The organism is Rhodopseudomonas pseudopalustris, assembly GCF_900110435.1.
Taxonomy (GTDB): domain Bacteria; phylum Pseudomonadota; class Alphaproteobacteria; order Rhizobiales; family Xanthobacteraceae; genus Rhodopseudomonas; species Rhodopseudomonas pseudopalustris.
Window position 1 is genome coordinate 206,534 of the sequence record NZ_FODT01000004.1, and the last position, 20,540, is coordinate 227,073.

General features: G+C 63.8%; 19 protein-coding genes and 2 pseudogenes. 9 read left to right on the top strand and 12 right to left on the bottom strand.

The features are described 5' to 3' along the window. Window positions 1-225: 225 nt before the first annotated feature. Both BMY71_RS25235 and BMY71_RS09790 read left to right on the top strand, forming a co-directional pair. A pseudogene (locus BMY71_RS25235) lies at window positions 226-477 on the top strand (efflux RND transporter permease subunit); the annotation flags it as partial. Between the two features lie 294 nt (window positions 478-771). Beyond that, window positions 772-1,050, top strand: a complete 279-nt coding sequence (locus BMY71_RS09790; protein ID WP_244526018.1) for a hypothetical protein — start codon at window positions 772-774, stop codon at window positions 1,048-1,050. Window positions 1,051-1,354: 304 nt separating this feature from the next. Here BMY71_RS09790 and BMY71_RS09795 read toward each other — a convergent pair whose 3' ends face one another. From BMY71_RS09795 to BMY71_RS09805, 3 genes are all read right to left on the bottom strand, one after another. Further along, complete coding sequence (locus BMY71_RS09795) at window positions 1,355-2,773, bottom strand: TolC family outer membrane protein (RefSeq protein WP_092683411.1); 1,419 nt, start codon at window positions 2,771-2,773, stop codon at window positions 1,355-1,357. Window positions 2,774-2,975: 202 nt separating this feature from the next. Beyond that, complete coding sequence (locus tag BMY71_RS09800) at window positions 2,976-3,755, bottom strand: enoyl-CoA hydratase (RefSeq protein WP_011502327.1); 780 nt, start codon at window positions 3,753-3,755, stop codon at window positions 2,976-2,978. Window positions 3,756-3,842: 87 nt separating this feature from the next. After that, window positions 3,843-4,595 (bottom strand): hypothetical protein, encoded by a 753-nt coding sequence (locus tag BMY71_RS09805; RefSeq protein ID WP_244526032.1) that lies wholly within the window; start codon window positions 4,593-4,595, stop codon window positions 3,843-3,845. Between the two features lie 214 nt (window positions 4,596-4,809). Here BMY71_RS09805 and BMY71_RS09810 point away from each other — a divergent pair, with 214 nt between their 5' ends. Both BMY71_RS09810 and BMY71_RS09815 read left to right on the top strand, forming a co-directional pair. Next, complete coding sequence (locus BMY71_RS09810) at window positions 4,810-5,355, top strand: sigma-70 family RNA polymerase sigma factor (protein ID WP_041805239.1); 546 nt, start codon at window positions 4,810-4,812, stop codon at window positions 5,353-5,355. A gap of 2 nt (window positions 5,356-5,357) precedes the next feature. Beyond that, a complete protein-coding gene (locus tag BMY71_RS09815) occupies window positions 5,358-5,996 on the top strand; it encodes an NrsF family protein (protein WP_092683412.1) in 639 nt (212 codons plus the stop codon). 397 nt (window positions 5,997-6,393) lie between these two features. On the opposite strand, the gene BMY71_RS09820 is transcribed toward BMY71_RS09815, so the two are convergent. Then, on the bottom strand, window positions 6,394-7,509 hold the full coding sequence (locus BMY71_RS09820; RefSeq protein WP_011502332.1) for a DUF2336 domain-containing protein: 1,116 nt from the start codon (window positions 7,507-7,509) through the stop codon (window positions 6,394-6,396). A gap of 37 nt (window positions 7,510-7,546) precedes the next feature. Further along, entirely contained in the window at window positions 7,547-8,692 is a 1,146-nt protein-coding gene (locus BMY71_RS09825; protein WP_092683414.1) for a GGDEF domain-containing protein, read from the bottom strand. Window positions 8,693-9,104: 412 nt separating this feature from the next. Here BMY71_RS09825 and BMY71_RS09830 point away from each other — a divergent pair, with 412 nt between their 5' ends. The 4 genes from BMY71_RS09830 to BMY71_RS09845 all read left to right on the top strand — a co-directional run bounded on the left by BMY71_RS09830 (window position 9,105) and on the right by BMY71_RS09845 (window position 14,244). Beyond that, window positions 9,105-9,674: a sigma-70 family RNA polymerase sigma factor gene (locus BMY71_RS09830; protein ID WP_011502334.1), complete on the top strand. Its 570-nt coding sequence runs from the start codon at window positions 9,105-9,107 to the stop codon at window positions 9,672-9,674. Further along, window positions 9,671-10,495 carry a hypothetical protein gene (locus BMY71_RS09835; protein ID WP_011502335.1) on the top strand — a complete coding sequence of 275 codons (825 nt, stop codon included), beginning with the start codon at window positions 9,671-9,673 and terminating at the stop codon, window positions 10,493-10,495. The genes BMY71_RS09830 and BMY71_RS09835 overlap by 4 nt, the downstream gene beginning before the upstream one ends. A gap of 570 nt (window positions 10,496-11,065) precedes the next feature. Next, window positions 11,066-11,608: a TIGR03809 family protein gene (locus tag BMY71_RS09840; RefSeq protein ID WP_092683416.1), complete on the top strand. Its 543-nt coding sequence runs from the start codon at window positions 11,066-11,068 to the stop codon at window positions 11,606-11,608. A gap of 569 nt (window positions 11,609-12,177) precedes the next feature. Further along, the gene (locus BMY71_RS09845) at window positions 12,178-14,244 is read left to right on the top strand and encodes a methyl-accepting chemotaxis protein (protein ID WP_011502337.1); all 2,067 of its coding nucleotides are present in this window, start codon (window positions 12,178-12,180) and stop codon (window positions 14,242-14,244) included. A gap of 107 nt (window positions 14,245-14,351) precedes the next feature. Here BMY71_RS09845 and BMY71_RS09850 read toward each other — a convergent pair. The 4 genes and pseudogenes from BMY71_RS09850 to meaB form a co-directional block, all read right to left on the bottom strand. Further along, window positions 14,352-15,128: pseudogene (locus tag BMY71_RS09850) on the bottom strand (methyl-accepting chemotaxis protein); the annotation flags it as partial. Between the two features lie 166 nt (window positions 15,129-15,294). Beyond that, a complete protein-coding gene (locus tag BMY71_RS09855) occupies window positions 15,295-16,647 on the bottom strand; it encodes a TIGR03808 family TAT-translocated repetitive protein (RefSeq protein WP_092683420.1) in 1,353 nt (450 codons plus the stop codon). 114 nt (window positions 16,648-16,761) lie between these two features. Next, entirely contained in the window at window positions 16,762-17,409 is a 648-nt protein-coding gene (locus BMY71_RS09860) for a pyroglutamyl-peptidase I (protein ID WP_092683422.1), read from the bottom strand. Then, window positions 17,406-18,398 carry a methylmalonyl Co-A mutase-associated GTPase MeaB gene (gene meaB / locus BMY71_RS09865; protein ID WP_092683423.1) on the bottom strand — a complete coding sequence of 331 codons (993 nt, stop codon included), beginning with the start codon at window positions 18,396-18,398 and terminating at the stop codon, window positions 17,406-17,408. The genes BMY71_RS09860 and meaB overlap by 4 nt, the downstream gene beginning before the upstream one ends. 180 nt (window positions 18,399-18,578) lie before the next feature. Here meaB and BMY71_RS09870 point away from each other — a divergent pair, with 180 nt between their 5' ends. Continuing rightward, a complete protein-coding gene (locus BMY71_RS09870; RefSeq protein ID WP_092683425.1) occupies window positions 18,579-19,058 on the top strand; it encodes an SRPBCC family protein in 480 nt (159 codons plus the stop codon). A gap of 6 nt (window positions 19,059-19,064) precedes the next feature. Here BMY71_RS09870 and BMY71_RS09875 read toward each other — a convergent pair whose 3' ends face one another. Genes BMY71_RS09875 through BMY71_RS09885 form a run of 3 tightly spaced genes read right to left on the bottom strand, consistent with a single transcriptional unit; the run spans window position 19,065 to window position 20,513 of the window. Further along, window positions 19,065-19,856, bottom strand: coding sequence for a DUF3298 and DUF4163 domain-containing protein (locus BMY71_RS09875; RefSeq protein ID WP_092683427.1), 792 nt, complete (start codon window positions 19,854-19,856; stop codon window positions 19,065-19,067). After that, entirely contained in the window at window positions 19,853-20,197 is a 345-nt protein-coding gene (locus BMY71_RS09880) for a HepT-like ribonuclease domain-containing protein (RefSeq protein WP_092683429.1), read from the bottom strand. Before BMY71_RS09880 ends, BMY71_RS09875 begins: the two co-directional genes overlap by 4 nt. Window position 20,198: 1 nt before the next feature. Then, window positions 20,199-20,513, bottom strand: a complete 315-nt coding sequence (locus BMY71_RS09885; RefSeq protein ID WP_092683431.1) for a nucleotidyltransferase family protein — start codon at window positions 20,511-20,513, stop codon at window positions 20,199-20,201. Between the last annotated feature and the right edge of the window lie 27 nt (window positions 20,514-20,540).

Genomic DNA, 20,540 nt, shown 5'->3' on the forward strand with positions numbered 1-20,540 from the left:
ATCGACGAGTCGTCATCCCCCTCTAGGTTCTTGTTTGAACGAAACGGGGGTATTTTTCGGGATCATGCACTTAGTACAGAAGTTCGATTCGGCTAATCCACCATTCAGGTTCCGCCCGTTAGCACGCCGATCTGGTCCGGCCGTGGTTGCCAAGGTGGTGCGTTGCAACATTGATGCGAGTTCAGGTTGATCTCGCTTTTTGTGGGATGTCGTCGGCGCGATTGATTCGGCCTGATCGTCGACGGCTACCGTGATCATGGTGGAGGCGATCTTCCGCCGATTGTCGCATACCACCGCATTGTCGGCGGAGAAGCGCAGCCACATCTCCGCAGAGACCGTCATGGGCATGAAGCATCATGCCCTTCTCAGCGCCGCTGCCGACGCATCACGCCGATTTTTTTGCTGCCGCGATCATCATTTGCGGCGTTTCTGCCGCTGTTCAGGCTGTCCGGCGTCGCGGGCAACATCCTCAGCCCGTGCGTAATTCTCATCACCCTGCCGGTGTTGATTTCGCACTTCTCGCGTCGTCGGCTCGGATGATTACTTAGCTGGCTCGTAGTTGCGCGGGGGCTCGCGAGTAGCTCGTTGCCGAAAACGCCGTAAAATCAGCAGAATTGCTCTGTTGCGGTGCGATAACTTGATGATGTCGGGATTGTGACGTCAGTTCGGTGCACGCCGCGATTGATTTGGGTCAATCGGCGCACGTGAACGGCGTGGCACTATGCAGTCATGGCTAGGCAATTGGTGTACCGATGTCCTCAAAATGGTCTGATGACACAGACCTGGCTCGCCGATGAAGTCGTGGGCGGAGATCGGCTGACCTATGAGCTGGTTTTTTGTCTCGCCTGTTCTCAGCAGCATTTCATCTGCGTGGAGACCGGACGGGCGCTCGGCGATCGTGTCGAGGCGACGACGACGACGCATGGCCCCACCTTTCCGCCGGATCAAATCAGGGGAAGCGGTGATCGCATCGGTGTGCAGCGCGATGCCGATGCGTACAGCCCACGACCCGTTGCGGCACTGGCCGGCGACCACGCCAAGGCGCACTGAACTCATATCGATCGAGATCACGCTGGCAGCAGCGCGTGCAGAATGCTGCAGCGCGGCGGCTTTGCTGCGGTCGCAGGATGCTCTTTGTGATTATACCAAAGGCCCTAAATCTCGACCTGCTCAGCGTTATCCTGAGGTGTCCGGTACGCTGCGCTCTTGCGCGACATGCCGGACCTCGAAGGATGAGCCACATTGCCTGTCGCCCGCATCCTTCGAGGCTCGCTACGCTCGCACCCCGGATCAAGTCAGGGGCAGGCTCTCAGGACGACCGCGAGAGAAGGTCACGGTGCAAGGCAAATTGGTATTAGTCACCGGACGGCGTGCGCAGGCCATGCCAAGCGTCACGAACCTGGTGATAGTGTACATCCGGCAGATAGTCCGGCGTGTTCAGCCCGAGCGTCTTGACGTCGAGTCGGCCGATTGCGCTGAGCAGGGTGTAGGAGGCGATCACGCGATCGCGCTGGGCGCCGATCAGACGCGCCCGCGCCTGTGTCAGATCCTGCTGTGAGTTCAGCACATCGACGGTGGTCCGCTGACCGCCCTGGGCCTCGCGGCTGACGCCCTTCAACGCGATTTCGGCGGCGCGAACTTCCGATTCCGAGGCGCTGACAGCAATCTTGGAGCCCTCATTGCTCACCCAGGCGCCGATCGCAGCCGTACGCGATTGGTTGCGGATCTGATCGAGCACAAGCCGGCTTTGCGATGCGATTTCCTTGGACTGCCGGGTTTGCGCCGCGGCAAATCCGCCGTCGTAGATCGGCGCGGCGATCTGGCCGACGACCGAGGCTTGGTCAACGCCCTGGCTGCCGAGAGTCGAATCGGTGGCGCGGCTTCGGCTGGCGCTCCCCTGCAAGGTGATGGACGGCAATAAGCTGCCTTCGGCGACCTTGATCGTCGTGGTCGCGACGTCGACGTCGAAGCTCGCCGCCAGCACCGCGGGATTACCCTGCATCGCCAACGAAACTGCGTCTTCGCGGCTCCGCGGCAGCAGCCGGTCGACCGGCGATGCGGGGCTGAGCCGTGACGGCGCGTTACCGACCACCTGCGCATAGGTTGCCTCGCTGACCGCGAGGTTCACTTCGGCGGCGTTGAGATCGGCGCGGCCGCGATTCAGCCGCGCTTCGGCCTGCGCAGTATCGGTCGGGGTGACGTCGCCGGCATTCAGCCGCTTGTTGGTGATGTCGAGCGTCTGGCCGAGAAAGTCGACGTTGGACTTCTGCGCCGCCACCAGCGCCTGATTGGCGAGCACGTTAGTGTAGGCGGTCACCGCGTCGAGCAGCACGCCCTGGCCGACATTGCGCAGCGCCTCGCGGCCGGATTTCACCTGCAGCTCGGCGACCCGCACACTGTTGGCGGTTCTGAAGCCGTTGAACAGCGTCTGCGTCACGGTGACGCCGATGGTCCACGGCTTCAGCGTCGCGGTCTGAATGGTGTTGTCGGGCAGCAGATTGCGAACCGCCTGCAACCCGGTGCCGAGGCTGGCGACGATCTGCGGTCGGTAGCCGGATAGCGCCGCCGGCACGTTCTCGTCAGTCGCGCGCTGCCGGGCGCGTTCGGCATTGAGCTGCGGATTGAACTGATAGGCCTTGGCAAGTGCGTCGGGGAGCCCCTCGGCAGATACCGGTCCTGTCAGCGCGACACCGATCGCCGCGGCACAAAGTCCCGCGGACGAACGACGTGCAGCGCTTCCCGCGTTGCTGATAATTCCAGTCCACCAATCCATGCGGTCCCGCAGCAATCCTTGGACATCCGCCCCCGCCGACATCTACGCTTGTTTAGAACGCGCTGCAGTGTGACGCAAACCGTCCGGGGGTGGTGGCCGCCTTTGCACGCTGCACTGTGGTGATGCAGCAACGCTGCGACGATCGGGCGCGTGTCATCACACGGCTTTGAAGCCGTCGCGACCCGCGCCCGTCAGGTCGCTGTCAGCGGTTCTTGTTGTTCGGTTTGCGCTTTTCGATGAACGCGGCCATGCCTTCGGAGCGATCTTCCAGTGCGAAGGTCGAGCGGAAGAGATCGCGTTCGATCGCGAGGCCCTCGGCCAGCGTGGTTTCCAGCGCACGGTTCACGGCGCTTTTCGCCATCGCAGCTGTGGGGCGCGACATCGATGCGATTTTCTCGGCGGCGGCGAGCGCCTCTTCCATCAGCTTGTCGGCCGGCACGAGACGGCTGACGAGGCCGGCGCGTTCGGCTTCCTGCGCGTCCATCATTCGACCGGTGAGGCAAAGATCCATCGCCTTCGACTTGCCGATCGCACGGGTGAGTCGCTGAGTACCTCCGATACCCGGAATCGTTCCCAGGGTGATTTCAGGCTGGCCGAACTTCGCGTTGTCGGCCGCAATGATGATGTCGCACATCATCGCGAGTTCGCAGCCGCCGCCGAGCGCGTAACCTGCGACCGCGGCGATGGTCGGCTTGCGGCAACGGGCCAAACGGTCGCCGCCGATCGAGGTGAAGTCCTCGTTGAACATGTCAATGAAGCCTTTCGGCTGCATCTCCTTGATGTCGGCGCCGGCGGCGAACGCCTTCTCGCTGCCGGTGATCAGGATGCATCCGATCGCATCGTCGGCTTCGAGGTCCTCGACCGCCGCGCCGATCTCGCCGAACACGCCGAACGACAGCGCGTTGAGCATCTTCGGACGGTTAAGCTTGATGATGCCGACTGCGTTCTGGCGCTCGACGATGATGAATTCAAAATTGCTCATGATGCATTCCCGCTTGAGGGCCGGTCGCGGCCGCGGGCAATCTGCCCGCTGGCGGCACCGGCTTCAAGGGGATGCCGATGGCACGGCTCAGGCCATGAACATCCGCGCTGCCGAAGCGAGCGTCAGCAGGCCGCCGGCGGCGATGAAGATCTTGCCGATCAACGACGCCTTATCCCAGGCGCCATCGTTGCTGGTCGCCGAGGAGACCTGCGCTGCGCCGACGGTCGTCGGAGCCGGCGCAGCTATGGTTGGCTCGGTGGTCGATGCGGCCATCACGGCGGGCGGAGGCGTATCGCCGGCGGCGCGGTCGAGCTCGTTGACCTCGTCGGGCGCGACCACGTGGCGATCGTCGGCGGTTTGATGAGCGCGCGACGGATCGGGCGTCGCCTGCGAAACGATTGCGTCGCTCGACGCAGCGTCGTGGGTGACCGGCGGAAATTGCGCATTGGCATTGGCTATAGAAGGGGCCAACGCGGCGGATGGGGGCGCAATTGCGGTTGGAGCCGTGGTCTCGATGGCGCCCTCCGGGGTTACCTCGGCGGGAGTCGTGGCCACGCTGTCCAACCTGCTGGCATCCTTGGTCTTTTCGGCGGTCGGTTTTGCTGGCGGTGGTTTCTGGGGGGTGTGAGCGTTCACGGTCTTCTTTTTCGCAGCAGGCGACGCGGCGTCCTGCGATGCGGCGGGCGCAGCTACGCCGGCTGCCGGCAGCATCGGTCCCGAAAAACACGCGCAGAGTGCTATTGCGAATATCAATGCCGAGCGCCCGCTGGCCTCGCGTTTCATGGCAATCTCCCCAATTTCCAACCCGGCGGCAGAATGCCTCTGCGGCAATGGCGTCACCGCGGCCAAAAAATGGGGAATCGTCGCGGACCCGGGGCAATATCTTGGCAACCAATGGGGCCGCCTGCCTTAATGTGAAGCCCGCCGCTCGTGCCGCCAAGGAAGATCGCGCGAGGTTGGAACTTGCAGCCAGATTGTCTTCACGCTGCCGTGATCATTCGGCCTGGCGCGTAACAAATTCAGTTTGACGCCGAATTGGCTTGTGGGAGCGTGTGTGCGCGGACGTGACGACGAGTGGACCGACCTGATGCGGTCGGCCAATGCCGGCGACGGCGTCGCGTATCGGCGGCTGCTTATGGCCGTCGCGCCTGTTCTGCGGGCGGGCGCGCGCCGCGGTCTGGTGCGGGCCGGGCAGCCGGTCGATCAAGCCGAGGACATCGTGCAGGATATTCTGTTGGCCGTGCATCTGAAGCGACACACCTGGGATCCGAGTGCGCCGTTCGCGCCTTGGCTGTTCGCGATCGCGCGCAACAAGCTGATCGACGCGCTGCGCCGCCGCGGAAGGCGTGTGTTCGTCAATATCGACGATTTCGCCGAGACGATCCCGAGCGAACAGGCGCAGGAGACGCTGCCGGCCGGCGAAGTGACGCGCCACCTCGAGGCGCTGCCGCAGCGCCAACGCGAGGTGCTGCAATCGATCGCGGTCGACAGCGTCTCGATCAAGGACACCGCAAGGAAGCTGTCGATGAGCGAGGGCGCGGTGCGGGTGGCGCTGCATCGCGGCTTGTCGGCGCTCGCAGCCAAGATGAGATCGGTCTGACGATGGATACGGATCAGTTCATCAACACCCTGGCGGTCGATGTCGGCCAGCGCGAACGTCCGGTCGGGCAGGCGCTCGCGGCGTCGCTGCTGGTCGCGCTCCCGGTATCGGCGGCGATGCTGCTATCGACGCTCGGCCTGCGGCCGGACATCGCGAACGCGGTCGCCAATCCGTTCTTCGATCTGAAATTCGTGGTGACGCTGGCGCTGGCACTGTCTGCGATCATCGTCGCGTTACATCTGTCGCGGCCGGAGGCGACGGCAAGAGGTTGGCGTCTGCTATTGCTGGCGCCGCTGGCGATCCTCGGTCTTGCGATCGGAGGCGAGGCGATGTTGCCGCAGCGTAGTTCGATGATGACGCGGCTGGTCGGCCACAATTCGATGCTGTGCCTCGGCGCGATTCCCGTCTTGTCGCTGCCGTTGCTGATCGCCGCGCTGATCGGCCTGCGTCGCGGTGCGCCTTCCAACCCGACGTTGGCGGGGGCGCTCGCTGGAATGATCGCGGCCGGCTTTGCCGCCACGCTTTACGCGATGCATTGTGTCGACGATTCACCGTTGTTCGTCGCGACCTGGTACACGCTCGCCACTGCGGTGGTGGCGGCGATCGGCGCGCTCGCGGGTCGGCGGCTGTTGCGCTACTGAGACGGACCAGCCACAGCGGGCAACTTTCGAGTCGCGAGCGAGGATGATTTGAGCGTTTTCGAGCGAAGTGGAAACCGGTTCGCGTGAAGAAAACGCGTCAGAACAAAAAGTTAGAGCTCCGGTTCTGATTCTATCAGACCGGAAAAGCTCTAGCCGGCCGGCCATGCTACAAGAATGGCCGAGGATGCGGCTGTGAATGAACATTCACGACGGCGAGTGATTGCACCGATGGCGGATTGGGCGGCCGCCTACGCGCTCCTGCTCAACGTGATCCCCGCCAGTGCGCTACTCGCCGCGCAATCGCCGGTCCAACTCGACCTCACCAGAAAGCGCGGCTGCCGGTAACGTCGCGTTCGCTCAGCCGCGCAATATCGGCACCCTCTGGTGAGCGGTCTGCTCAGGCGGCCGGCGGCTTTGCGGTCGCGGTCGATTGCTGCATACGGTGGAAGCGCAGCACCTGCTGCGCAGTCGAATTGCGCAACCGATCATAGGTGAGGCGACATTCCTCGAGATCGCCCGATCTGGTCCCGGTCAGTTCGTCGCGCATATGAATGATCGCGTTCACCGTGGACCAGGAGAAGTTGCAGACCTTGGCGAGAATCAGCAGGCCTTCGTCGCGGGACTCGACCATCATTGATTCGACGGTTTCCACTGATGTCCCTGCGAGGCAGGCGATCGCTTGGTTGATCTCGTCGAACTTCTGTTCGTTGGCGAAGAGGAATATCTGGTCTTCGTTGATGCGGCCGTCCTCGAACAGGGCACGTACCAAGCCATGGGCGATGTTGGTTTGCCGGCTCACCGTCGAGTGAGCAGAGCGCGCCAGCGAAGTCGCTTTCTTCACCGCACTCGACACCTCGGAGGCGGCGGTCGGATTCGCCGCCTTGAGCTTCGTCCGCACCGAGGCCGACGCGATGGCGATCAGCTTGAGATATTGTGCGCGCGGGATTGCGCGCTTGCCGAGTTCGGTGGCGAGGTCGTCGTCCTGCTCGGCTCGTCTGGCGAGCATCGAATAGCCGTTGTCGGAGAATTCGGCGCCGGGATTCTTGACGGTGCTCTGCACCACCTGCTGATTACCGATCTCGACGAGCACGTCGGTTACCGCGCCACTTAGCGATTTGCGGTTCGAGATCGCCATCATATGGCCCTGTCCCTTGGTGCGGGCATTGGCGATCAGCGTTGCGTCGTCGAGCTGTTCGGACTGCGTGAGCACCGGCGCCGCGATCTCGATCATGTCCTCGAAGGCGAGATGATGGATGATCCGCGGCGGCGCGTTCACCGGGGCGAGCCGCTGGGCCAGCAGGACCTTTGCGTTGGTTTCGATGTTCCGAACCAGGCAGTTGAAGACATCGTCGAATACCGAGATCTGATCCTCGGTGTAGTCGACCTCGCCGTCGAGATACAGATCGGTGACCCGGCGCAATGTTTCGACGCGCCGGGCGACCGTGCCGTGCGCGAGCGTGGATTGCAGTTCATCGAGAAGATTGGCGGCGGATAGTGCCGATTTTGAACTCATCACTCTGTCCTAGAGTCACGATAGGAACCTGAGTCCTTCAGGTTGTCGCGATCTTGTTTCGTCCATCTTCCTTGGCGGCGTAGAGCGCGCGGTCGGCGCGGGCAAGCACGGCTTCGGCGGTTTCGTTCGGCGCCATCGCTGTGACGCCGGCCGACAGCGTCACCCGCATCCCCGGTGAGAATGCCGTCCAGTCGAGCTCCTCGACGATCTCACGCAGGCGGTCTAGCATCTTATGGGCCTCGTCGCGCGAGGTATTGGGCAGTAGCAGCAGGAATTCCTCGCCGCCGTAGCGGCCGAACCGGTCGAAGCTGCGGATGTTGGCGAAGATGGTGATCGCGAAGGTCCGCAGCACCTCGTCGCCGGTGGGATGGCCGAAGCTATCGTTGATCCGTTTGAACCAGTCGAGGTCGATCAGCGCCAGCGACAGCGGCGCCGCGCTGCGGTCGGCCCGGGCGATCTCGTCGTCGAGCATGCGCATGATGCAGCGCCGATTGTACGAACCGGTCAGCTCGTCTAGCTCGGCGAACTCTTCAATTCGCTGATACGCCTCGCGCAGCTGCAGGCCGCGCTTGTAGAGCGACTCCCGCAGCGCGCTGGAGTACATCCCGATATACATGCAGCGGCCGACGGTGAGGACCAGCACCAGCATGGTCGCGAGCCGCTCCAGCAGCGATCCGTGCGGCATCGCCAACGGCGTATCGGTGGAAATGAACAGCACCATCAGCATGCCGGTCATCGCAGTCCAGCAGATCACGCTTTGGCGTGCGGTCGCGCGCAGCGGGACGAAGCTGAAGATGATGAACAGCGAGCAAATGAACAGGAACGCGACCTGCGGCGCCCACAGGCTGAAGCCCATCACCAGCGCCAGATTGAGCAAGGTGGTCGGCAAGACCAGATAGTGGTCCTTGAAACGATCGTGAAAACCGACTTCCGACAACGCGATGCTGGCGACGACGATGGCGAAGCCGCAGCCGATATAAGCGGGGACCACGATCTGCGGAATCGTCTCGGCGAAGACGTAGATCTGCAGCAGCGCGGCGTCGGCCAGGTAGCTCGCCGCGATCAGATCAAACATGTAGCGGCGCTGCTTCATCCTGCGCGCACGGACCGCGAGCGTCCGAGCCTGTTCGGCTCCGTCCGCTTGGCTCGCTGGTATGCCTGAAATCGCGGCAGTTGATCCCATCGTCCGCTTCAATGCCTTTGAGTTAAGGGAACTTACGGGGAAAAGCCTTTAGGTTTGGTATCCGGCCAGACTGTGCGCCTCCGGAGTTTCCCCCGCATAAGTCTATGATAATAGGGATTAAATTATGGATAAAGGTATCCAGTAACCAGTCGCTACTGGATACCTTCCGGCTCGACGCGCCGATTGGTCGCGCAATTCTTCGGCGGCTGCTAAAGATTCGAGTCGGATCGCTTGTGGCCCCGGTCGGGATCGTGGACCAAGGTCCGAGCAGCTCGGGCTCGGAGTGACGCAGGGTTCATAGTTCTGTGCTCGACCTCACAGAAGCGCTATGGCACGTGGCTAAGATGATGAATTTGCCTTTGTCTGTCGAACCTTCCGCGGGTGTCAGCCGACATATTGTGCGAGACGGCCAGTGATTACCAAGCAGGCGACTGCGGACGAGGTTCTGATTACCCGCATTGCCTGTGGCGATCGCGCGGCGATGCAAGTCCTCTTTGGCAGGCATCATGTTCGGATTTTTCGCTTCGGGCTGCGGCTGGTGCGGAACGAACAGGTCGCGGAAGACCTTGTCAGCGAGGTGTTCCTCGACGTGTGGCGCCAAGCGGGAAAGTTCGAGGGTCGGTCTTCTGTTTCCACCTGGCTGCTGGCGATTACACGGTTCAAGGCGCTGTCTGCGCTGAGACGCCGCAAAGACGCCGAACTGGATGATGAGGCCGCCGCTGCGATCGAGGATCCGTCCGATGGTCCGGAACTGGCGGTACAGAAAAAGGACACGAGCGATGTGTTGCGAAAGTGCCTCGAGGGACTTTCGCCCGACCATCGGGAAATCGTCGATCTCGTCTACTACCATGAAAAATCGGTGGAGGAGGTCGCAAATATCGTCGGAATTCCGGAGAATACTGTGAAGACCCGACTGTTCTATGCGCGCAAGAAACTGGCCGATCTGCTGCAGGCAGCCGGCGTGCAGCGAGGCTGGCCATGATGGCGATGAGCAAATCGATGCGCGAGCATCAGGAGCCGGGCGACATCGAGGCGCTTCTGCCCTGGTATGCCGCGGGAACGCTGAACGTCCGCGACAGCCGCCGGGTTGCCGAAGCGTTGGAGCGCGATCCGGAACTCGCGAAGCAATACGCTGTGGCGCTTGATGAATATGCCGCGACCATCGAGCTGAATGAGAGCCTCGGCGCGCCGTCGTCGAAGGCGATGCAGAAGCTGTTCGCAGCGATCGACGCAGAGCCGGCACGTCCGGCGCAGGCGGTGTCGCAGCAACCGGGGCAGGGGTTCGGCGCGCGTTTCACGGGCTTTTTTGAAGGCCTGTCGCCGAAGGTGCTGGCCTGGTCCGCCTCGGCTGCCAGTGTGGCGCTGGTGCTGCAGGCTGGGTTGATCGGGGCGATGGTGGCGTGGACGCCTGGCGGCATGTCGGAAACGGCGTCTTATCCGCCGGCGGGCGACGTTGCGCCTGCAGCGCGTGCCGAGACTGTCCGGCCGGCCGCGCCGCCTACGGTTCCGGCGCCCGCGCTTGTGGCTCCGCCGCCCGCTGCGGTGCAACGCTCCGCGCCGTTGACCCGCAGCCTCGGCGCGGAAAGCAGCCTGCGCGCCTTCGTCCGCTTCGTGCCGGATGCGCGCGCATCGGAGATTGCGGCGTTGCTGGACGCATATCAGGCCTCGGTCGTCGACAGCGGCAAAGGCGGCGTGTTCCGGCTGCAGTTCGCCGCCGGACAGATTTCAAAACAGGATCATGACAGGTTGATCGCCCGCCTGCAGAATGAGGCGATCGTGGGCACGGTGCTGCCAGCGCCGTAGCAGGCTTGATAGGCGACGCGTTTCGCCCTGCGCCGCCACGCTGATCATTTCATTTGAACGGCGAACCTTCCCGCAGCGCGGCCATCTGTTGTCGGAATCGACGATTTGAACCTCTGCTCGGGGCACTTCTTCGCGCTGTGACGGGTTGCGGCACCGGCCGCAGAAAAGATCGCGAAAAATTCGCAACCGCGTTGAACGTTTGGCGTTGGCCCGCTGACAAATCGTTGTGGGAGCGGAAAGCCCCTCCCCAACGAGGCTGTATTCGGCGCGAGCGCCCATCCACCCCAGCGCCAATATGGCTTGACCCGCCCGGTTGTCCCCCCGGGCGGGTCATTTCGTTTTAGCGGCGCATCAATCCCGCCATCACGCAGTCCTTGCAGACCCGATGTCGGCGCTTGAAGCCGCGCGAGGGGCGCTGATTCGATTCCAATCGCAATTCCGACTTCGTGGCACTACGGGGGCACCGATCCGTCTGGACTTGGTAAATTTTTGTTAACAAAATGTCTCCTATGCTTGCGTCGATTCGTGAGTTGCGTGCGTCCGTTTCCCCCATCATCTGGCGGATAGAATATGGAACTGACCGACGCATCGCGCGGCCGCGCGATTGTCGAGCGCTGGTGTGTGCTCGCCGAACAGCGGCTGGAATATCTCACCGAACTGTTCGAAACCGGCCGCTGGCGGCGTTTCTTCAGCGAGGTCGCTTTTCTGGAGAACATTCAGGAAGCCAAGGCCGCGGTCGAGACCTGGCGCGATCTTCTCGATCGCGAGGCCTCTGTCGGCAATCAGCCGGCCGACCTGTCCTGGCTCGGCCGCAACAAGAATCTGCCGCCTCGCCCGATCTTCTATCTCAGCGATGAGACCGCGGCTGATTTTGCCGAGACCCGTCGATTCGCATCGCCGTCGGCTGCACCGGCTTCGGCATGTGCATCAATCGAGATCGACGAAGAGCCGAGCCCGCCGCGTCTGAGCATCGTGGCGTCGGTCGAGCCAGACTTTGCGATCGATCCGGATGTCGTCGAACTGACCCAACCCGACGAGCCGCCGGCCTGGCAGCATGCACTCGACCTTGGGCAACTTGCAGAGCGCTATCCCTTGCTGCGCAAGGCGGGGTAGGCCGCGCGCGCAGGATCGGCCGTAGTGGTCTGCATCGGCCTGACAACTACAGCGAACAGGATTTTCAATTTTAGGAATGAGGCATCCGACGCGCGGAGGTCTCGATACGACGCATCGGCGAGCAGATTGTTCGATATGCGGCGACCTGTCGCTGCGACCAATCGAGTAGCTTCTAAAACTTTCGGCGAAAGGAAAACCATCCGCGTAGGAGTGAACAGACCGTGCGCGGTCGATCAAGAGAGGCGTGTGCTGTCAACAAGTACAACGGGAATAAGGCTTTGAGTTGCTCGTTTTGATTGGGATCAATCGCCCGGCGTTCGCCGCTGCTGCGTCGCGAATCCGACCAATCATTCAATTTGCGATTCATACCGCACGCCTCGTTAAACGTTTTATATGGAATTCGGCGCACTGCTCGCGTGCGGATGTCGCCTTCCGCTCAGAACATGCACGCCAGGGAGATCTGCCGCGACGACTCAAACTGGGTACGCGTTGCGGTGGATCGGTGCTTGGCGTGACCCGAACGGTTGCCGACAAACCGCCGATTCCGCGCTCGCAGTGAAAGTCAGGTCATGACCCGCACAACCCAGTCGATTGCCGCACCAGAGTCTTTCAGACTCCTCGCACTGTTTACCAATCTCAAGATCGGCACCAAGATTTCGATCGGCTTCGCCGCCCTTCAGGTGCTGATGGCAGTGCTCGCCGTCATGAACTACTCCAGCTTCGGTACGATTGGGGCGGCGTTTACGTCGTTCGGTCAACGCGTCGAGGTCGTCGACGTCGCTCACGGGATCGATCGCGGATTCGGCTCCTTCCGCAGCATCGTGCAAGAATACGGCCTGACCGGAGACGACGCCCTGCTCGGCGAAGCGGAGCAGCGCAAGCAACAGCTCGCCGACAGCATCGCGCAGGGCTCGCGGCATATCCAGAGTCCCGAGACCCAAGCTGTCATGGCCGATATCGGCCGACAGTTCGGCACTTACAGCATGCAGTTCGCTGAGGTCATCAAGCTGCGGCAGAGTCAGAACCAGCTGACGCTCGAGGTGCTCGGTCCGGTCGGCCAACGTATCATGACCAAGCTCGAGCAATTGCAGAGCACGACAATGGCCGGCGATGGCAATAGCGGCAACGCGCTGCTGGTCGGGCAGGCGTTGAAGCAGGTCCTGTTGATGCGGCTTGCCGTCGTCAAGGTGCTGGGGATCCGGATCGAGAAGGATGCGTCGACCGCTGCCGAGAAGGCGCTGTCGGAGCTGAAGATCACGATGTCGGCGCTGAAGACGTCGCTCCGCACCGACGCGGAGCAGAAACAGATCGGCGCGATCGAGACCGATCTCGCGCTGTATTCCGACGGCTTCCGTCGGGCGTCGCGTGACGTCAGTGCGGTCGAGGCGAAGATCGGCGAGATGGCCCAGATCGCGCAGTCGCTGTCCGCTTCGGCCGTGCGAATCAATCAGACCGGCGTCGCCGAGCAGAAGCAGATCGGAGATGAGACCAGAGCGCTGGTCGCGGATACAAGGTACCAAACGCTGATCATCACCATCGCGGCTCAGTTGCTCGGCTTCGTGCTCGGCTGGCTGATCGGTCGGGCGGTGTCGCGCCCAATCGTGAAGATCTCCGACACGATGCGGGAGCTTGCGTCCGGCAATCTCGACGTCGCCGTCGCCGGTTCGGGGCGGCAGGACGAGATCGGCCTGATGGCCTGCACCGTCGAAGTGTTCAAGACCAATGCGCTCGACGTCCGGCGGTTGAAGGTCGAGCAGGAGGCGGCCGAGCAGCGCGTCGCCGAGGAGCACAAGGCGGAGATGCGACGGCTGGCCGATGATTTCGAAGGCGCAGTCGGCCAGATCATCCAGACCGTCACCTCGGCCTCGACCGAGCTGGAAGCCTCTGCCGGCACGCTGACGTCGACGGCTGATCGCTCGCAGGAGCTCGCGACCTCGGTTGCGGCGGCGTCCGAGCAGGCGTCGGCCAATGTGCAGTCGGTCGCCTCGGCAACCGAGCAGATGGCGTCGTCGATCTCCGAGATCAGCCGCCAGGTTCAGGAATCGGCGCGGATCGCCGGAGAAGCGGTGGATCAGGCGCGCAAGACCAACCAGCGGATCGGCCACCTCTCCGAGGCGGCGAACCGGATCGGCGATGTCGTCGACCTGATCAACACCATCGCGGGACAGACCAACCTGCTGGCGCTGAACGCCACAATCGAAGCGGCGCGCGCCGGCGACGCTGGTCGCGGCTTTGCGGTGGTCGCCTCTGAGGTCAAGGCGCTTGCCGAGCAAACTGCCAAGGCGACCGGAGAGATCAGCCAGCAGATCAGCGGCATGCAGGCGGCGACGCAGGACTCGGTCGGTGCCATCCGTGAAATCGGCGGTACCATCGAGCGGATGTCGGAGATTGCTTCGACGATCGCTTCGGCGGTGGAGGAGCAGGGAGCTGCGACCCAGGAGATCTCCCGCAACGTGCAACAAGCGGCGCAGGGCACCCACCTGGTCTCGACCAACATCACCGACGTGCAGCGCGGCGCCACCGAGACCGGTTCGGCTTCCTCTCAGGTCCTCGCCGCCGCGCAATCGTTGTCGCGCGACAGTGGCCTGCTGCGGCAGGAGGTCAGCCGCTTTGTCGAGACGGTGCGTGCGGCGTAGAGCATGATCCCGAAAGCGGACTCCGCTTTTCGGGATAGCTCGAACAACAAGCTGGAGCAGGATGACGACTCGAAGATGAGTCATCCTGCTTCAGCCGGACCCATCGATCAGGCTGCGCGAACCGTGGCCAGGAAATCGGAAACCTGCTTCTTCAATACGTTGCTGTTGCGCGACAGCGACTGCGCCGCCGCCAGCACCTGGTTCGACGCCGACGTGGTTTCGCTCGCGCCTCTCTGAACGTCGATGATATTGGCGCCGACATGCTTCGTTCCGGTGGCGGCCTGCAGCACGTTGCGCGAGATCTCCTGGGTCGCGGCTCCCTGCTCCTCGACCGCCGAGGCGATCGCCGCCGCGATCTCGGAGATGCGTTCGATCGTCGTCCCGATCTCGCGGATTGCGCTTGCCGAAATCTCGGTCGCGCTCCGGATGCTCGTCACCTGCTGGCCGATTTCACCAGTCGCCTTGGCGGTCTGCTCGGCGAGCGTCTTGACCTCGGAGGCGACGACCGCGAAGCCGCGTCCGGCGTCGCCAGCGCGCGCTGCCTCGATCGTGGCGTCGAGGGCCAGCAGGTTGGTTTGTCCGGCGATGGTGTTGATCAGTTCGACGACGTCGCCGATGCGGCCGGCTGCGCCGGTCAGTTCGCCGACCCGATCGTTGGCCATCCGCGCTTGCTCGACTGCGATGCTGGCGATCCGTCCCGACTCCTGAACCTGGCGACTGATCTCCGCGATCGACGACAATTGCTCGCTCGCAGACGCGACCGACTCGACGTTGGCGCAAGCCTGTTCGGAAGCCGAAGCGACGTTGTTGCTGACCTGCTGGGTTCTCTCCGCGGTGTTTGTCAGAGCGGAGGCCGACGCTTCGAGTTCGGTGGAGGCCGCGGTCGATTGCGATTGTTAAAGATTTTCGCAGGCGCCTGACGCGCCGGTCTCGATCAGTTTCGCGAGCCGTCGTGACGGGGTGCGATCAATCAAGCGTCTCTTTGGGCCGCAAAGCGGCAGCGCCAATCCCTGGCGGGCTCGGCCCCGGGTGCTTCCGAGGTGCGCGTCGTCACCGTACCGAATTGCTGCCGAGCGCGATCTGGGCGAACCGCGCTGCCCCGGGCGCGGTCAGGTCCGGCGTCACCGGCCGCGCGTGATCGAGCCCGACGACTGCGCCGCGCGGCGCCTCGGCGATGACGTTGCCATTGATCGTAGCGGTGCCGGCGCCATCGGCGACGGACACGCCGATGCCGACGAACGCCCTGCGCACGACGTTGCCGGTGATTGCGACGTCGCGCAGATATCGCCCCCAGCCGGCGACGATGCCGAACGACGGCGCGTTCTCGATCACATTACCGGTCACGGCGGTGTCGGCCTCGACATAGATGCCGATCCCGGCGTCGTCGTCCGGCGCGGTGCCGATCGGCCGCTTCGGCAACAAATTGCGGATGATGTTGCCCTGCACGACGCTGAGCCGTCCGCCCTCGTTGAAGTTGCAGACCGAGACGCCGAGCGCGGCTCCGTCGACGGTGTTACCCGAGATCACCGCGCCCTCGAAGGCGAATTCGGAGTACAGCGCGACCTCGCGCACGTCGCTGACGCTGTTGTCGGTGATGTGGATGTTCGACGCCGAATTGCCTCGTACGGCGGAGTAATCGCAGTTCTTGATCCGGTTGCCGCTGACGATGACGTTGCCGGCGCGAAACGCGTTGATGGCGTTGCCGTACTGGCCCGAGCCGCCGGGGCCGGCCTTGATGTTCTCGATTCTGTTGCCGGTGACGATGCTGCCGTCGTCGCCGATCGAGGTGCGCAGGATCTCGATGCCGTTGTTGTTGGCTCCGATGACGACGTTGCGTGAGACGCTCAGGCCCTTGGCGTCGAACGACACCACGCCGGTCACCGCGATCGCGGTCAGCAGGTTGTCGGTGATCGCGCCGGAGGTGGTTTCGAGCCAGACGCCGCTGCCGCCGCTGGCGGTGATCTCGCAATCCGTGATGCGCAGGTTGCGTGCGCCGACGACATGTACGAGGCCGCGCCGCGCCGGCAGCGGGATCGCGCCGCCGTCGAGCACGAGGCCGTTCAGCGTCGGCGTCTCGGCGCCGGCGCTGTCGAACAGCGACGGTCCACCGGTGAAGATCAAGCGCGTTGCGCCACGGACGCCGCTGAGCTGTGCGCCTGACGGCAATCGGAGGGTACCGGTGCGATAATTGCCGGGCGGCAGCGCCAGCGGGACGCGGGCGCGTGCGGCATTGTCGATTGCGCGTTGCAGCGCCGCGGTCTGGTCGTCAGAGCTGTCGGGACGAACACCGAGCTGCGCAGCGTCGCGGCCGCGTTGCGAGGTCGGGGCCGCACGTAGAGGCGTTGCCGATAGCGTCAGCGCTGCGGCTGCTAATCCGATCAGTCGACGCCGGTCGAGAGCCATGTCCGCGTCCTTTCGGTGAGCGAATTCACTCCCAGAATTAACGTAGAATCCTCCGCGACACGGGTTGCGGCGCTGTCGCATGACGACGATGTTTGGCGGTAGGGTTAACCTGGATCAGGCTGGACGGCACTTGCCTTGCCGCGCGAGCTTCATCAACTCTAAAAGTATCGCCTCGCCGGCATCGACGAGGTGCTCGGCGGTGATCGTGCTGCCGGGCCATGCGCACCCATCGCGCGCTGTCAACGGCACGTGGACGAAGGCGGCGAGCCGCGGTCCGTCTGAGGTCTGCGTCGCCTCGATCGCGCGCCAGCTGAGATAGTTGCACAGGTAGCGCCCGGCATCGCGCGAAGCCCGGGCGTCGATCCCGGTCAGCTGCGCGGCGCGGGTGAGCCTCGCGCAATGCGGGCCGAACAGCCGCGCGCTTGCGCCGGGCGCGATCGATGTTGTGCGCAGTTTGATCCGGTCGGCGTCGGGCCAGAGCGTGGTGACGGCATTGCGGGCGCGGGTTTCGATCCGCAGATGCCGCGTGCGCGCAGCGAGCCCGAACATCAGCAACGCATCGGGGCGATGCGCCGCGAGAAGGTCCGGCAACTCGCGATCCACCGCGCGATAGCTCACCGGAAAGACGTGGCCGATGCGTTCGATCGTGTCGAAGGCCGGGCGCCGCAATTCGACGAGGCGTTCGACCAGCGCAGGGGTCGGATTGTAGGGCGCACCGGGAAACGGCCCGAAGCCCGTCATCAGGATGCGCAGCGCGCTCACGCCAAAAGCTCCGCGATCTGATCGGCGCCGATCGCCGGCGTGATGCGGCCCTCGGCGACTGCCGCCTCGGTGTGCTTCACCTTGGTGCGGATTGCCGGATCGCTCTTCAGCCGCGCCTTCCAGCGATCCTCGAGCATTGTCCACATCCACTTCACCTGCTGCTCGCGCCGCCGCGCGTCGAACTCGCCGGGCGCCTGCGTGGCGTTGCGATGGTCGAGGATGCTTTGCCACAATCCGGCGATGCCATTGCCGGTCACCGCCGAATAGGTCGCCACCGGCGGCTGCCAATGCGGCGAGCGCGGGGTGAGAATGTGCAGCGCGGCGCGATACTCGCCGGCGGCGAGATTGGCGCGGGCGATGTTGTCGCCGTCCGCCTTGTTGATCGCGATCATGTCGGCGAGCTCGACCAGGCCCTTCTTGATGCCCTGAAGCTCGTCGCCGGCCCCCGGCAGCATCAGCGCGAGGAAGAAGTCAGTCATGTCGCAGACCGCGGTCTCGGACTGGCCGATGCCGACGGTTTCGACCAGCACCACGTCGAAGCCGGCGGCCTCGCACAGCAGCATCGCCTCCCGCGTCTTCGCCGCGACACCGCCGAGCGTGCCGGAGGAGGGCGAGGGGCGGATGAAGGCGTGCGGCTCGGCCGACAGCCGCGCCATCCGGGTCTTGTCGCCGAGGATTGAGCCGCCGGTGCGCGCCGATGACGGATCGACCGCGAGCACCGCGACCTTGTGGCCCTGTTCGATCAGGTACATGCCGAGCGCGTCGATGGTGGTCGACTTGCCGACGCCGGGCGAGCCGGTGATGCCGACGCGGATGGCGCGGCCGGTTGCCGGCAACAGCTCCTGCACCAGCGCCCGCGCAGCGGCCTGATGATCGGCGCGGCGGCTTTCGATCAGCGTGATCGCGCGCGCCAGCGCGGCGCGGTTGCCGGCACGGATTTCCTTGGCGCGCGCTGCAATGTCGGGGGGAGTCGGCGTCTTATGAATCATGCCCTGCTTTACAACGGTCCAGCCGGACAGGCGAGGGCCTGTGGAGGTGTGGGAGATCAAGTGCCGCAGTCGCACGGAGCAGGGCGCGCCGCCGGTCTGCGGTCGGAAATCGGGTGGGTGGTGGATGCGGTTGACGCCATATCGCGTGCTCGACCGTCAGCCAATGTCCGGAGTCCGAACATGACCAAAGCCTATTACAGCGCCGTCCTCGATCATCCGCTGGCGACCGTGTGGTCGCTGGTCCGCGATTTCAACAACTACCCGGCCTATATCGAAGGCGTGACCGAGAGCGTGATCGAGGACGACAAGCGCGGCGACGAGGTCGGCGCGGTCCGGCGGTTCTGCTATCTGCACAACTGGGTCCGTCAGCGTCTCGTCGCGCACTCCGACGACGACCATTCGCTGACCTATTCAGGTCTTGAGCCGCTGTCGTTTCCCGAAGCTGAGGGCGGTGACGTCCCGGCGCCGACCGACTACAAGGGAACCATTCAGCTGATGCCGGTGGTCGACGGCAATCGGACCTTCATCGCCTGGTGGGTGGAGCTGGAAACAGCACCGGCCGACGCCGATCGATGGCACGCGCAGTTCGAATCCTGGATACCCGACTGGTGCGGCTCTCTGACCAGGGCCTTGGCGCGGCAATCAGCTAATCAGCTGTAAAGGCGTCTACTGCCCGCCGTTCTCGTCGCCCTTCGGCCGCTCGCCGGCGAAGATCGTGGAGCCTTCCGCCGACAGATACGGCTTCAATGTCTGCCACGGCACGAAGGCGGTGTATCCGCCTTCGGCATAGGCGCCGACCGCGTAGGGCGGGTAGTGGAAGGTGAGGCCGGCGCTCTTGCCGGCTTCGGTCGACGGCGTGAGAGTCACTGCGCCGATCTTCAAGAGGCTCGGCTCGATGCTCTTGACGTAGTCGGTGTCGCTGTCGTCGATGTCGCGCGCTTTTTTCTCGGCCTTCAAGGAGGCGAGCACGCCCGCCACCATCGCCTTCATCGCCGGGCCGCCATCGGCGGTCTCGGTGAAGAACGGCCGGATGCTGATACGTTTGGCCTGGGTCTTGTCCCACAGAATGGTGTTGGTGTCGGTGTTGGGATGTGCGCCGCCGGTGTAGCTGTAGTCGGTGCGCAGGATGCTGAGATAGCGGTTCGCGACCAGAGACGAGGTCGCGTAGCTGCGCTCATAGGTCCACGCGCCGTTGCGGAACAGTTCCGGATCGCTCTTGAATTCCTGCTCGGCCTCGGCGCGGTTTTCGGCGATCCATTTCTTGCCTTCGGCGAGGCAGTTCTCGGCGAGTTTCGGATCGGCCTTGATTTGCGCGTCCAGCGTGACGCTGGCGTCGATCGCTTTGGTCTTCACCGCGAAATCGGGCTTGGGCTTCGCAGGTTCGGCGACGGCGGGGGAGAACAGCAGAGAAGCGAAAGTGAAAGTCAGGGCGCTTCGCCTGAGGGTCAAAAGGTTCAACGGTCGGATTCCTTGCTCACGCGCGTGATGAACTGCTGAAGCGGCTCGAGATCGCGCTGGATCATGTCCCACAACAAGCCTGCGTCTGTCGCGTGGTACGCGTGACGAAGCCAGTTACCGAGGTCGGCGAGCCTGCGCCAATTGATCGATGGATCACTCGCCTTCAAATCGTCGGGAATATGCCGCGACGCTTCGCTGATCTTTTCCAGGAAACGCTCGATCGCGGCAAGCCGCAGCGGATCCGACTGGAAACCGGCGAAATCGCGGTCGGCCAGGGCATCGCGGATGTCGTGGATCGCTGCCGCGATGTGATTCAGTCGATCTCCGAGGCGGGGAGGCACGTCAAAAGACCTCGACGATATTGTCCGCGATTCGCTCGGCGAACGCCGTTGGAATCGAGCGGCGCATCGTCGCTTGGGCATTCAGGCCGGTGGCGTCCTCGATGATGTGCTCAACGCCGATCAGATCGAGCAACGAAAAGCGGGCATCCGGCGCGACTTCCACCAGAACATCGAGGTCGCTGTCCGGCCGGGCGTCGCCGCGGGCGCGGGAGCCGAACAGGTAGAGCTTCGCGACGCCCTCGCGCTGGAGCGCATCAGATCGCTCGCGAAGCTTCGCGAGGATCGTCTCCAGTGGCATGTCGGCGACGGTCGTCATGCGCCGATGCTAGCACATCGCCGACCG